This window comes from Sphingomonas sp. Leaf10, from assembly GCF_001421245.1.
Classification (GTDB): domain Bacteria; phylum Pseudomonadota; class Alphaproteobacteria; order Sphingomonadales; family Sphingomonadaceae; genus Sphingomonas.
Window position 1 is genome coordinate 519,940 of record NZ_LMKE01000001.1, and the last position, 12,640, is coordinate 532,579.

At 67.4% G+C, this 12,640-nt stretch carries 11 protein-coding genes; 8 read left to right on the plus strand and 3 right to left on the minus strand.

Annotated elements, in window-relative coordinates; all coding sequences use genetic code 11:
* Nucleotides 1-5 precede the first annotated feature (5 nt).
* Together ASE59_RS02485 and metH are read left to right on the plus strand one after the other, a co-directional pair.
* A complete protein-coding gene (locus ASE59_RS02485) occupies nt 6-389 on the plus strand; it encodes a hypothetical protein (protein WP_235515615.1) in 384 nt (127 codons plus the stop codon).
* The gene (gene metH / locus ASE59_RS02490; protein WP_056451620.1) at nt 386-3,085 is read left to right on the plus strand and encodes a methionine synthase; all 2,700 of its coding nucleotides are present in this window, start codon (nt 386-388) and stop codon (nt 3,083-3,085) included. The genes ASE59_RS02485 and metH overlap by 4 nt, the downstream gene beginning before the upstream one ends.
* On the opposite strand, the gene ASE59_RS02495 is transcribed toward metH, so the two are convergent.
* The 3 genes from ASE59_RS02495 to ASE59_RS02505 are packed head-to-tail and all read right to left on the minus strand — an operon-like array spanning nt 3,072 to nt 4,773.
* The gene (locus ASE59_RS02495) at nt 3,072-3,863 is read right to left on the minus strand and encodes a hydrolase 1, exosortase A system-associated (protein ID WP_056451625.1); all 792 of its coding nucleotides are present in this window, start codon (nt 3,861-3,863) and stop codon (nt 3,072-3,074) included. The genes metH and ASE59_RS02495 overlap by 14 nt on opposite strands.
* Nucleotides 3,848-4,504, minus strand: a complete 657-nt coding sequence (locus ASE59_RS02500; protein ID WP_056451627.1) for a hypothetical protein — start codon at nt 4,502-4,504, stop codon at nt 3,848-3,850. The genes ASE59_RS02495 and ASE59_RS02500 overlap by 16 nt, the downstream gene beginning before the upstream one ends.
* Nucleotides 4,501-4,773: an acyl carrier protein gene (locus tag ASE59_RS02505; RefSeq protein WP_056451629.1), complete on the minus strand. Its 273-nt coding sequence runs from the start codon at nt 4,771-4,773 to the stop codon at nt 4,501-4,503. The genes ASE59_RS02500 and ASE59_RS02505 overlap by 4 nt, the downstream gene beginning before the upstream one ends.
* A gap of 282 nt (nt 4,774-5,055) precedes the next feature.
* Here ASE59_RS02505 and ASE59_RS02510 point away from each other — a divergent pair, with 282 nt between their 5' ends.
* From ASE59_RS02510 to ASE59_RS02535, 6 genes are all read left to right on the plus strand, one after another.
* On the plus strand, nt 5,056-6,549 hold the full coding sequence (locus ASE59_RS02510) for an acyl-CoA ligase (AMP-forming), exosortase A system-associated (protein WP_056451630.1): 1,494 nt from the start codon (nt 5,056-5,058) through the stop codon (nt 6,547-6,549).
* The gene (locus ASE59_RS02515) at nt 6,546-7,778 is read left to right on the plus strand and encodes a pyridoxal-dependent decarboxylase, exosortase A system-associated (RefSeq protein ID WP_056451632.1); all 1,233 of its coding nucleotides are present in this window, start codon (nt 6,546-6,548) and stop codon (nt 7,776-7,778) included. The genes ASE59_RS02510 and ASE59_RS02515 overlap by 4 nt, the downstream gene beginning before the upstream one ends.
* Nucleotides 7,779-7,910: 132 nt before the next feature.
* Nucleotides 7,911-8,543, plus strand: a complete 633-nt coding sequence (locus ASE59_RS02520) for an XrtA/PEP-CTERM system exopolysaccharide export protein (protein WP_056451633.1) — start codon at nt 7,911-7,913, stop codon at nt 8,541-8,543.
* 1 nt (nt 8,544) lies between these two features.
* The gene (locus ASE59_RS02525; RefSeq protein WP_056451635.1) at nt 8,545-10,068 is read left to right on the plus strand and encodes an XrtA system polysaccharide chain length determinant; all 1,524 of its coding nucleotides are present in this window, start codon (nt 8,545-8,547) and stop codon (nt 10,066-10,068) included.
* 15 nt (nt 10,069-10,083) lie between these two features.
* Nucleotides 10,084-10,974 (plus strand): AAA family ATPase, encoded by an 891-nt coding sequence (locus ASE59_RS02530; protein ID WP_056451637.1) that lies wholly within the window; start codon nt 10,084-10,086, stop codon nt 10,972-10,974.
* Nucleotides 10,974-12,575, plus strand: coding sequence for a hypothetical protein (locus tag ASE59_RS02535; RefSeq protein ID WP_056451639.1), 1,602 nt, complete (start codon nt 10,974-10,976; stop codon nt 12,573-12,575). The genes ASE59_RS02530 and ASE59_RS02535 overlap by 1 nt, the downstream gene beginning before the upstream one ends.
* Nucleotides 12,576-12,640 lie beyond the last annotated feature (65 nt).

Genomic DNA, 12,640 nt, shown 5'->3' on the forward strand with positions numbered 1-12,640 from the left:
ACCATATGCTATTGAAGATCATCGGCGCTATCGCGACCGCGCTGCTCGCATTAATGTTCAGCCGGGTCGCTACGATCGCCTCCACGCGGCGCACAAGCTATTCCATCGTCGCCGCGAAGCTTGTCGAACTGTGGAGAGCGGGAACGCCGAAGAAGCACGATATCTTCGTCGAACTCACCAAGCTAGTCATGGACGGTAACGTTGACCTGTATCCGGCGATCAATGGTTTCGTCGATTCGATCAATAATGCTCAAACAGACGCGGAAGATAGGTTCCTGATATTGCTGGAAAGGATGCGGTCCACGTCCTTTCTGGCCAGAGTGCGCGAATCCTTTGTTAGCAGCGGCCCGTCTCAGGCTGACCTCCTTCGAAAATTGTTGGTGAAATGAATCAGTCTCGAAACGCCTCGACCAATTTCGTCAATATCGGCGAACGCACCAACGTAACCGGCTCCGCGCGCTTCAAGAAGCTGGTGATGGCCGGCGACTATGCCGCCGCAGTCGAGGTCGCGCTGCAACAGGTCGAGAGCGGGGCGCAGGTGCTCGACGTCAATATGGACGAGGGGCTGCTCGACGCGCATCACGCGATGACGACGTTCCTCAAGCTGATCCAGGCCGAACCGGACATCGCGCGCATCCCGGTGATGGTCGACAGTTCCAAATGGGACGTGATCGAGGCGGGGCTGAAGTGCGTCAGCGGCAAGCCGATCGTCAATTCGATCAGCATGAAGGAAGGCGAGGAACAGTTTCTGCGCCACGCCCGCATCTGCATGAACTATGGCGCGGCGGTCGTGGTCATGGCGTTCGACGAGGTCGGACAGGCAGATACGCAGGCGCGCAAGGTCGAAATCTGCTCCCGGGCTTACGACCTGCTGATGACCATCGGCTTTCCGCCCGAGGACATCATCTTCGATCCGAACATCTTCGCGGTGGCGACGGGGATCGAGGAGCATAACAATTACGGCGTCGACTTCATCGAGGCGTGCCGCGAGATCAAGGCGCGCTGCCCGCATTGCCATATCTCCGGCGGGCTATCGAACCTGTCGTTCAGCTTTCGCGGTAACGAGCCGGTGCGGCGTGCGATGCACTCGATCTTCCTCTACCACGCCATTCCGGCGGGGATGGACATGGGGATCGTCAATGCCGGGCAGCTCGACGTGTACGATACGATCGATGCCGAACTGCGCGCCGCTTGCGAGGATGTGATCCTCAACCGTGATCCGGGCGCGACCGACCGCCTGATCGCGCTGGCGGAGAAATACAAGGGCACCGATGCGGTCGCCGAGAAGGCGGCGGCGGAATGGCGCTCGCTGCCGGTCGTCAAGCGGCTGGAATATGCGCTGGTCAAGGGCATCGACGCGCATGTCGTCGACGATACCGAGGAATGCCGCCAGCAATTCGCGAGGCCCATCGAGGTGATCGAAGGGCCGCTGATGGACGGGATGAACGTCGTCGGCGACCTGTTCGGATCGGGCAAGATGTTCCTGCCGCAGGTCGTGAAGTCCGCGCGGGTGATGAAGAAGGCGGTCGCCCATCTGCTGCCGTTCATCGAAGCCGCCAAGGAACCGGGGGCCAAGGGCAAGGGCAAGATCATCATGGCGACCGTCAAGGGCGACGTGCATGACATCGGGAAGAATATCGTCGGCGTCGTGCTTCAGTGCAACGGCTTCGAAGTGGTCGATCTGGGCGTGATGGTGCCGTGGACCAAGATCCTCGACGCCGCGAACGAGAATGATGCCGACATGATCGGCCTGTCGGGGCTGATCACGCCGTCGCTGGACGAGATGGTGACCGTTGCCGAGGAAATGAAGCGGGCAGGCATGACCATGCCGCTGCTGATCGGCGGGGCGACGACGTCGAAGGTCCATACTGCGCTTAGGATTTCGCCGGCGTATGACGGACCGATCGTCCATGTGCTCGATGCAAGCCGGGCGGTCGGGGTCGCGACGACGTTGGTCAGCGAGACCGGGCGGAATGCCTATGTCGAGCAGGTCGCGGCGGATTACGAAGCGGTGCGGATCGCGCGGGCGGGCAAGGGACAGAGCGAACTGACCCCGATCGCGGACGCACGCGTCAACGGCTTCAAGAGCGATTTCGCGCAGAAGCCTGCTCCGCCTGCACAGCCGGGGCGGCACGTGTTCGAGGACTGGGATCTGTCGGACTTGCGCGACTATATCGACTGGACGCCGTTCTTCCGCGCGTGGGAGCTTGCCGGCAATTTCCCGGCGATCCTGACCGACGAGGTCGTGGGCGAGAGTGCATCGTCGCTGTACGAGGATGCGCAGGCGATGCTCGACCGGATCGTGGCCGAAAAATGGCTGACGGCGAAGGGGGTTGCGGCGCTGTGGCGCGCCCATGCGCAGGGCGATGACGTGATCGTCGACGTACCCGCCGAACAGATCGAGCCGGCGCTGGAGGCCGGACGGGTGTCGCCGCTGTCGGGCGTGCCGCACGAGTTCGCGACGCCGCTGCAGAACAGCCATGCGACCCATGCCATCCGCATGCCGTTCCTGCGGCAACAGGTGCAGAAGCGCGAAGGGCGGGCGAATATGTGTCTGGCGGATTTCGTCGATCCGGCAGGTGACTGGATGGGCGGGTTCGCGGTCGGCATCCACGGGATCGACCCGCATATCGCGCGGTTCAAGGTCGAGAATGACGATTATCAGGACATCTTGCTGAAGGCGCTGGCCGACCGGTTGGCGGAGGCGTTTGCCGAGCGGCTGCATCATCATGTGCGGACGGTGCTGTGGGGCTATGCCCCCGACGAGCAACTGACCAACGAAGCGATGATCCGCGAGCAGTATCGCGGCATCCGTCCGGCGCCGGGCTATCCGGCATGTCCCGACCATAGCCAGAAACCGATCCTGTTCGAGATGCTGGGTGCGAGCCAAGCCACTGGAATCACGCTGACCGATAGCTTCGCCATGCTGCCGACGGCGGCGGTGTCGGGCTTCTATTTCGGGCACCCGGATAGCGCCTATTTCGGGGTGGCGCGGATCGGGCGGGACCAGTTGCAGGATTATGCGGCGCGGCGGGGGGTGAGCGTCGAGCAGGCGGAGCGGTGGCTGCGGCCTAATCTCGACTGAGCGCGGCCAGTATCTGCGTCCGCAGCCAGTCGCGATCGGCGGGGCGGGCGAAGCTGTGGCTGGCGGAATCGTGCTGGTGCAGGGGGATATGGGCGCGGAGCGGCGAAAGGTGACGAAGGTGCCACGCAGCGAGAAATGCGCGGGCGGTGTGGTCACCGGTTGCCAACAGGATTTCGGTCGGGACGTCGGAGCCTAATCCTTCGGCGACGCGATTGGTCAGGCCAGTCGAGGTTCGGCTGGCGGTGGCGATGGTGGCCAATCCGCGCGTCAGGCGGCGGAAGTTGACACGGCCGGTCAGCAGGCGCCGCCACGCGGAGGGTGAAACGAGCCGCTGGGCATAGGTTGCGCGGATGGCAGCGGGGGGCGGCAGGTCGTTGGTCGGCTCCACGACCCATGGGTTTGCGAGGAGCAGACGGTCGATGCCGGCCGGTCCGTGGAACAGCGCGAGCGTGGTCGCCGCGTCGCAATTGCCGAAGCCGACGATCCGCTTTGCACCGGTGGCCGCACGCAGCCATGCGGTGGCGCACATCAGGTCGGGTGCGGCCGACAGAAATCCGCCGTTGGTCCCGGTCGAATCGCCGATACCGCGCCGGTCGTAGCGCAGCACCGGATAACCCGCCGCCGCCACCGCCGCCGCCAGCAACGCCATGCCACGATGCGCCCCGATGCGCAGTTCGTTGCCGCCCGAGACGATCAGCAGCGCAGTGTCACCTTCGGCGGGATCGAGCGTCGCGGCGATGGTTTCGCCGGCGCAGGGGATCGTCACCGGCCGGCGCATGCGCGGCTCCAGGCGGCGAGGTCGTCGGCAAGGACATTGGCGAGATCGGGGTCGTCGCCGGGTTCGCTGCGCCGCCATAGCGGGGCGGAGTCGATGCGGAGGTCTGCCATGCCGGGATCTGTGCCGAGGCGGACGGTACGCAGCGGCTGGGCGGTTACGGGTGTCGCGGTCTCCAGTTCGGCGAGCAGCGAAGTGGACAGGCGGTTGCCGCCGACTTCGGCGATGTCCCCGTCGCGATCGAGGCCGATACGGGCGAGTTCGCGGAGCAGCCGCTCGCCCGATTGCGGGGCGAGGTGCCAGCGGCCGGCGACATCGGCGTCGTGATCGAACAGCGCGGCGGCACGGATGGCGGCGGTGATGACCGGACGGTCGGTCGCGGCGACGAGGGCGGAGACGGCGCTACGCCAGTCGGCGAGCGTGGCGGCTGCGGTCGGAAGCAGGCTGTCGCCTTGTCCGGGCAGGTCGGGCAGCATCGCGCCGACGTCGCGGGCGGCGAGTGCACGGAGCAGGCCGACCGCGAAGGTGCGGGTGCGGTTCGCCTCCTCGAACGGGGGGAGCAGCAGCAGGACGACCGGGCCGGTGGCAGGACCGAAGCGCCAGAGCGCCTCTTTGCCGCCGGGCCAGTCGTAGCGGTCGATCAAGCGGGCGCCTTGGCGCTCGCGAAGCGGACCAGCGAGCCGAAGGTTTCCATCGTCTCGCCATCGATATCGTCGTCTTCGATGAGGATGCCGAGCCGGTCCTCCATCTCGGTCAGGACGCCCGCGACCGCCATCGAATCAAGCTCGGGCAAGGCACCGAACAACGGCGTCGCATCGTCGAACGCGGCGGCACGTTCGGCGGACAGGCCCAGCACGTCGCGCAACACGGCGCGGACGGTTTCCTCGGTCGATGCTGAACCCTGTGCGATCACGTTATTTCCCCCGTCGGCGATAGGGTCGCCGGATCGCGGGTGTTTAGGGGCTGGGCGGCGGGATGCCAAGGTGGCGGGTTGGGGGGGGGCGATCGGTATCGATAGCGCGTCGTCCTCTCCCCTCCCGGACAAGGGAGGGGCCGGGGGTGGGGCGGTCTGCGAGGGAGCGTCACGCCAGCCTCAAACCTACCCACCCCCAACCCCTCCCTTGTCAGGGAGGGGAGCAATTTGGTGGAAAGCCGCGCGGTTCAATACGCATCGTATTTGCGTTAAGGCGCGGACATGCTTGATCCGGTTCCGCAGACGATCGACCGCTTGCCTTTGCGTGGCGACCCCGATGCGCCGGCGTTGATCGACCGCGAGGGCACGTTGACCTTTGCCGAACTCGAAGCGCTGGTTGCGCGAGTGGCGGGGGGATTGCGGGGATTGCCGGCGGGAGCGCGGGTGGCGACGTGGTTGCCCAAGACGCGGCTGGCGTGCGTCATGCCGCTGGCGGCGGCGCGGGCGGGATTGGTGCATGTGCCGGTCAATCCGGCGCTGAAACGGGCGCAGGTGGCGCATATCCTTGCCGATAGCGGGGCGTCGTTGCTGGTGACGCAGGCGGCGCGGGTGGCTTCGCTGGAGCCGGGGGATGTGCCCGAGGGATGCACGGTCGTGACCGATGCACCCGACGGGCCGCGGGCCGAGGCGCTCGACGGCGACCCGGAGGCGCTGGCGGCGATCCTCTATACCTCGGGGTCGACCGGGCGGCCCAAGGGGGTCATGCTGAGCCATGCCAATTTGTGGCTGGGGGCGATTTCGGTCGCGCATTATCTGCGGATCACGCCCGACGACCGCGTGCTGGCGGTGCTGCCGCTGAGTTTCGATTATGGGCAGAACCAGTTGCTTTCGACCTGGGCGGCGGGGGGCGCGGTGGTGCCGCTCGACTATCTGACGGCGCGCGATGTGGTGAAGGCGGTCGAGCGGTTCGCGGCGACGACGCTGGCCGGTGTACCGCCGCTGTGGACGCAGTTGCTGGAGGCGGACTGGCCGGCGGCGACGGCGGCGCGGTTGCGACGGCTGACCAATTCGGGTGGGGCGCTGACGCCGCGCATGGTGCGGGGGTTGCGCGACCGTTTCGCCGGGGCGGAGCTGTTTGCGATGTATGGGCTGACCGAGGCGTTTCGATCGACCTTCCTCGACCCGGCGCTGATCGATGCGAAGCCCGAGGCGATGGGGACGGCGATCCCCTTTGCCGAAGTGGTGGTGGTGCGTGCCGATGGCAGCCGCGCGGGGCCGGATGAGCCGGGCGAGCTGGTCCATGCCGGGCCGCTGGTCGCGCAGGGATATTGGCAGGATGCCGAGCGGACCGTGCTGCGGTTTCGGCCGGCGCCGACGTGGATGGCGAGTGGCGGCATGGCGGTATGGTCGGGCGATACGGTGGCGGAAGGCGCGGACGGATTGCTGCGCTTCGTGGGACGCGATGACGAGATGATGAAGGTGGCCGGCAACCGGATCAGCCCGACCGAGGTCGAGGAAGCGGTCGAGGCCGGCGGTGAGGTCGCGGAGGCGGTGGCGGTCGGACTGCCCGATCCGCGTCAGGGGCAGGCGATCGTCGTCGTCGCGCGGGCGGCGATCGAGGATGCCGAGGAGGCGGTACGGGCGCGGCTGCGGCGCGACCTGCCGAGCTTCCAGCAGCCGGCGCACTATGTCTGGGTCGAGGCGATGCCGCGCAACGCCAATGGCAAGCTCGACCGGGTGGCGGTGCGGGCGCTGGCGGAAGGGGTGATGGCATGAAGCCGATCGGGCCGATTCCGGCGGGCTTTGCCGGGCAGTCGCGGTTGTTGGTCGGCGGGAGCGACTTTGCCGAATTGCTCGAGCGTGCAGGGGATACGCCGGCGTTCTTGTACGACGCTGCTGCGATCGCGGCGCGGGTCGCGCGGTTGCGCGCGGCTTTGCCGCCGGGCGTCGGTGTTCATTATGCGATCAAGGCCAATCCGCATCGCGACTTGCTGGCGATGATCGCGCCGCTGGTCGACGGGCTGGACGTCGCGTCGGGCGGCGAACTGGCGATGGCGCTGGGAGAGAAGCCGGCGGTGGCGATCAGCTTTGCCGGGCCGGGCAAGCGTGACGACGAACTGGCGGCGGCGATCAAGGCTGGGGCGACGCTGCATGTCGAGTCGGAGGGAGAGGCCGACCGGGCGCTGGCGATCGGCGATCGGCTGGGGCTGGCCCCACGGATTGCGGTGCGGGTGAACCCCGATTTCGAACTGCGCGGATCGGGGATGCGGATGGGCGGACGTGCTTCGCCGTTCGGGATCGATGCGGCGCGGGTGCCGGCTTTGGTGCGGCGGCTGGTGGCGGTCGGGGCGGACTGGCATGGGTTCCATATCTTTGCGGGGTCGCAGACGCTCGACACTGCCGCGATCGTCGAGGCGCAGGCGGCGACGGTGACGCTCGCCGAACGGTTGTCGGAGGAGGCGGGCGCGGTGCCGGCGTTCGTCAATCTGGGCGGCGGGTTCGGCATCCCCTATTTCGCGGGCGATGTGCCGGTGGATGTCGAAGGGGTCGGCGCGGCGCTTGGCGAGCGGCTGGCGGTGCGCGGCGATGCGTTGCGCACGACGGGGTTCGCGGTCGAACTGGGGCGTTGGCTGGTCGGCGAGGCGGGTGTCTATTGCACGCGCGTGGTCGACGTGAAGGAGAGCGGCGGCGAGACGTTCGTGGTGGTCGATGGCGGTCTGCATCATCAATTGGCGGCGAGCGGCAATTTCGGGACGGTGGTGCGGCGCAATTATCCGGTGGCGGTGGCCGAGCGGATGGATGCGGCGGCGACCATGACGGCGTCGGTGGTCGGGTGCCTGTGCACGCCGCTCGACCGGCTAGCGGACCGGGTGGCGCTGCCGCCGGTGGCGGTCGGCGATACGATCGTGCTGTTTCTGGCGGGGGCTTATGGCGCGACCGCCAGTCCTGCCGCATTTCTCGGGCATCCTCCGGCACGCGAATTGCTGGTCGGGGCAGATGGTTAGCAACCGACTGTCGCAAAATGGGACAGGGTCGGCGCTTGTTGCTGTACTCAACCGGATGTTTACCCCTTTGCCGGCATAGCGGGCTACAGTCCTGTGCGGTCTTGGCCGCGCGCGTTCGAATAAGGAAGTTTTATGCGTCGCAGGGATGGAGTTGCCGGATTGGCGCTGTGCGCGGTGCTGGGCGGATGCGCCGGCGGTGCGACGCGCCCCGAACTGCCGCCCGCGCCGTTCGTGCAGGCGAAGGAGGCACCGGGCGAGGCCTATGTGATCGGGCCGCTAGACCAGCTGAGCATCTTCGTTTGGCGCAACCCGGAGCTGTCGGCGAAGGTGCAGGTGCGCCCCGACGGGCGGATCACCACGCCGCTGATCAACGACATGCCCGCCACCGGCAAGACGCCGGCGATGCTGGCCGACGACCTGAAGCTGGCGCTGGGCGAATATGTGAAGGACCCGCTGGTATCGGTGATCGTCGAAAATTTCTCGGGCACGTTCAGCCAGCAGGTGCGCGTGGTCGGCGCGACCGAAAAGCCGGCGTCGCTGCCGTACCGGGCGAACATGACGCTGCTCGACGCGATGATCGCGGTCGGGGGGCTGAACCAATATGCCTCGGGCAATCGGGCGCGGCTGGTGCGCTATGACCGGGCGACGGGCAAGCAGGAGGAGTTCGGGCTTCGCATCTCCAGCCTGTTGAAGAATGGCGATTCGAGCGCGAACGTGAAGTTGCAGCCGGGCGACGTCATCATCATCCCCGAGAGCATGTTCTGACATGGACGGGCTGTATGGGGAGCTGAAGCTGATCCTCCACGCGATCTGGCAGCGCCGCTGGATCGCGCTGGCGATCGCGTGGGGCGTGTGTCTGGCGGGGTGGCTGGTCGTCAGCCAGATTCCCAACAGCTATCAGTCGACCGCGCGGGTGATGGTCGAGATGCGGCAGGTGCTGCCGGGGGCCGAGGCGGCGGTGGCGCAGAATGCGCAGGCAAAGGATATCGACCGGATCCGCCAGACGCTGACCTCGGCGGTGAACCTCGAGAAGGTCGTGCGCGGCACGTCGATGGCCGAGACGATCGCCAACGACCGCGACGTGGCGGACCGGGTGGCGTCGCTGCAGAACGCGATCAAGCTGACCGCGCAGCAGGACAATCTGTTCGAGATTTCGGCGACGGCGGGCAATCCGAAACTGGCGCGCGAGATCGTGCAGAAGATGATCGACATCTTCGTCGAGGATAATCTGGCCAGCGACCGCGATGGGACGGTGCAGTCGCTACGCTTCCTCGACCAACAGCTGGACCAGCGGCAGCGGCAGCTGGCCGATGCCGAGGCGCGGCGGCAGGCGTTTCAGGCGCAATATATGGCGATGTTGCCGGGGACGGGGTCGCTCGACGACCGCATGTCGAACGCACGCGCCGAACTGGCGCAGATCGACGGCGACCTCGCAGCGGCGCAGTCGAGCCTGTCGGCGGCCAATGCGCAGCTGGCGGGCACGGCGGCGACGCTGCCGGGAACGGTGGGGACGGCGACGGTCGGGCCGGCACGCGCGCGGCTGAACGCGATCGAGGGGCAGATCGCCGAAGGGCGCAGCCGCGGGTGGACCGATGCCCATCCCGACATGGTCGCGCTGAACCGGCAGCTGGCGGCGGCACGAACGGCGGCACGCGGCGAGGGCGGTGGCGTGAGCGGCGGCACGGCGGCATCGCCCAACCCGTTCTACCTGCAACTTCGCGCGACGCAGGCCGACCGGCAGGCGACGGTCGCGGAGCTGAGCCAGCGCAAGCAGCAGATCGAAGGGCAGCTGAACGGATTGCAGGCGAAGATCGCCGCCGATCCGCAGGCGGCGGCGCAGCAGTCGCAGCTCGACCGCGATATCGCCTCGCTCAAGCAACAATATGACTCGCTGTTCCAGGACCGCGAACAGGTACGGATCCAGAGCAGCGTGCAGACCGATACCGACGCGGTGAAGTTCAGCGTGATCGACCCGCCGACCCAGCCGCGCGCACCCACCGCGCCCAACCGGCCGTTGCTGCTGCTGGGCGTATTGGTCGTTGGGATCGGCGCGGGCTTGGGCGCGTCGTTCGCGCTCAGCAAGTTGAAGACCAGCTTTGCCACGGCGGCACGGTTGGAGAAGATCAGCGGGATGCCGGTGCTGGGTGCGATTGGCGAAGTCGTGACCGATGCGGTGCGCGCCGAGCGGCAGCGGCGGTTGAAGCTGTTCGCGGGGGGCGCGGGGGCGCTGCTGGCGGCGTTCGTGCTGTTGTTGGGCCTCGAGTTCGCGCAACGCGGGCTGGTTGCCTGAAGGGAGGACGGCCGAGTGAACGATCAGTCGCATCGTGGCTTGCGTAGCCAATCGCTGCTGGAGCGGGCGGCGGCGCATTGGCAGATGGCGCCGGCTCCCGAGGTCCCGACGGAACCGGTCGCGGAGGTTGCGCCGGCGCCGAAGAAGCCGATGCCGGCCGCGCGCATTCGACCGGTCGATCGGGCGAAGATCGATCGCGACGCGCTGGCCGAGGGTGGGATGCTGGTGCCCGGCGGGCCGGTGACCGCGCTGGCCGAGGAATTCCGGCTGGTGAAGCGGCAGTTGCTGGCGACCGGCGCGGACATCGCCAAGCGTGACGAGGATGCGGCACGGATGATCCTGCTGTGTTCGGCGCAGCCGGGCGACGGCAAGACGTTCTGTGCGATCAATCTGGCGTTGTCGCTGGCGGCCGAGCGCGATCTGAACGTCCTGCTGGTCGATGCCGATTTCAACAAGCCCGACATTCTGGGCCGGCTGGGGTTGCAGGCGGAGCGCGGGCTGCTCGACGCACTGGGCGACGCGAGCGTCGATCCCGAGGCGCTCGTGATCCCGACCGACGTGCCGCAGCTGTCGATCCTGCCGGCGGGTACGCGGACCAACGCCGATACCGAGTTGCTGCGCAGCGACCGGGCGCGGGAAGTGCTCGATGCGCTGCTCGCGGCCGATCCCGATCGCATCCTCCTGTTCGATTCGCCGCCGGCATTGGCGGCGTCGTCGGCGGCGGTGCTGGCGACCCTGGTCGGGCAGACGGTACTGGTGGTCCGCGCCGACCGCAGCAGCGAAGCCGATCTGCGCGAAGCGGTCGCGTTGCTGGATGGGTGCGAGGAGATCCAGTTGCTGCTGAACGCAACGACCTATCGTGCCGAGGGGCCGCGCTTCGGCTATTACGGGCAGGAACAGGATTGATGCGCGCGGCGGTCCTGCCGGTCCTGATCGCGACCGCCGTGCCGGCACAGGCGCAGCGGGTCGACGTCAGCCCCTATATCGAAGTCGGACAGGCGGTCGCCGCCGACCTGACCGACGGCGACGTGGTGACCTATACGCAGCTGACCGCCGGGGTCGATGCGCAGATCACGACGCAGCGCGTGCAGGTACAGGCCAATTACCAGTATCAACGGCTGTTCGACTGGGGCAGCGATTTCGGCAGCGGCGAGATCCATTCGGGGCTGGCGCGCGCCAATGTAGCGATCACCCGCTGGCTGAACCTCGAAGGCGGAGCGATCGCGACGCGGGCGCGCGGCGACCAGCGCGGTGGCGGCTTCGGGCCGTTCGTCAACGCCAGCAACGTCAATACCGCGCAGGTCTATGGCCTATATGCCGGACCGACGATCGCGACGCGGGTCGGACCGTTCGCGGTCAACGGCACCTATCAGTTCGGCTATGTAAAGGCCGAGGCACCGGGAGCGATCGATCTGGCGCCCGGACAGCGGCGTGTCGATTATTTCGACGAAGCGACCAGCCATCTGGTGATGGGCAGCGCGGGTACGCGGGCGGGCACGATCCTGCCGATCGGCTTTACCGTGTCGGGCGCGTGGCTGCGTGAGGATGCCGGCCAGCTCGACCAGAAGTTCGAGGGCGCATACGGCCGGGTCGACGCGGTGCTGCCGATTACCCGCACGCTCGCGGCGGTCGGCGGCGTCGGCTATGAAAAGATCGAGGTGACGCAGCGCGATCCGCTGGTCGATGCGCAGGGGCAGGCGGTGCTCGACGGCGCGGGGCGCTTCGTGACCGATCCGGCGTCCGCGCCGCGCATCGCCTACGACACCGACGGGCTGATCTGGGATGCGGGCGTGTTGTGGCGGCCGTCGCCGCGTACCGCGCTGGAGGCGCGGCTGGGTCGGCGCTATGGATCGATGAGCTATACCGCGTCGCTGCAATGGCAGACCGGGCCGGGTGCGGCGGTACAGGTCGGGGTGTATGACAGCGTCACCACCTTTGGCCGGCAGCTGACAGGATCGCTGGCGCAACTGCCGACCAACTATATCGACGGGCAGGATCCGTTCGGCGCACGCTATGGCGGGTGCGTGTTCGGCGGCGGGGTGACGCCCGAGGGGCAGTCGAATGCCGGCGCGTGCCTGACGCCGGTGTTCCAGTCGATCAGCGCGGCGACCTTCCGTGCGCGCGGTATCGATGCGGTCTATTCGATCACGCGGGGGCCGACCCGGCTGGGGCTGGGTGCAGGCTATTCCAGCCGGCGTTTCTATATCCCGCCGGTGCCGGGTGCGGTGATCTATCGTTCGCGCGACGAAAGCTATTATGTCCAGGGCTTCGGCCAATGGGCGATCGATGGCCGGTCGTCGTTCAGCGCCGATGTTTATGGCAATTATTTCGTCAGCGGAATCGAGGGCGGATTGGACGCGTGGGGCGCGGGCGCACAGGGCGGCTATTATCGCCGGTTCGGGCGGGCCTATGGCAGTCTGACGGCGGGGCTGTACGGCTTCGAGGTCGAGGGTGCCGACGCCGATGTGATCGCACAGGCGCTGCTGGGAATCGGGTACCGGTTCTAGGGCAATCGACATTCAGCCTCTCCCCTCCCTGGAAGGGAGGGGTCGGGGGTGGGTTGGCCCGTTGG

What these genes read in the sequence shown, in the direction of transcription:
- ASE59_RS02485 (WP_235515615.1), top strand. Translation starts at nt 6, where the DNA reads ATGCTATTGAAGATCATCGGCGCTATCGCGACCGCGCTGCTCGCATTA.
- metH (WP_056451620.1), top strand. Translation starts at nt 386, where the DNA reads ATGAATCAGTCTCGAAACGCCTCGACCAATTTCGTCAATATCGGCGAA.
- ASE59_RS02495 (WP_056451625.1), bottom strand. Translation starts at nt 3,863, where the DNA reads ATGCGCCGGCCGGTGACGATCCCCTGCGCCGGCGAAACCATCGCCGCG.
- ASE59_RS02510 (WP_056451630.1), top strand. Translation starts at nt 5,056, where the DNA reads ATGCTTGATCCGGTTCCGCAGACGATCGACCGCTTGCCTTTGCGTGGC.
- ASE59_RS02515 (WP_056451632.1), top strand. Translation starts at nt 6,546, where the DNA reads ATGAAGCCGATCGGGCCGATTCCGGCGGGCTTTGCCGGGCAGTCGCGG.
- ASE59_RS02520 (WP_056451633.1), top strand. Translation starts at nt 7,911, where the DNA reads ATGCGTCGCAGGGATGGAGTTGCCGGATTGGCGCTGTGCGCGGTGCTG.
- ASE59_RS02525 (WP_056451635.1), top strand. Translation starts at nt 8,545, where the DNA reads ATGGACGGGCTGTATGGGGAGCTGAAGCTGATCCTCCACGCGATCTGG.
- ASE59_RS02535 (WP_056451639.1), top strand. Translation starts at nt 10,974, where the DNA reads ATGCGCGCGGCGGTCCTGCCGGTCCTGATCGCGACCGCCGTGCCGGCA.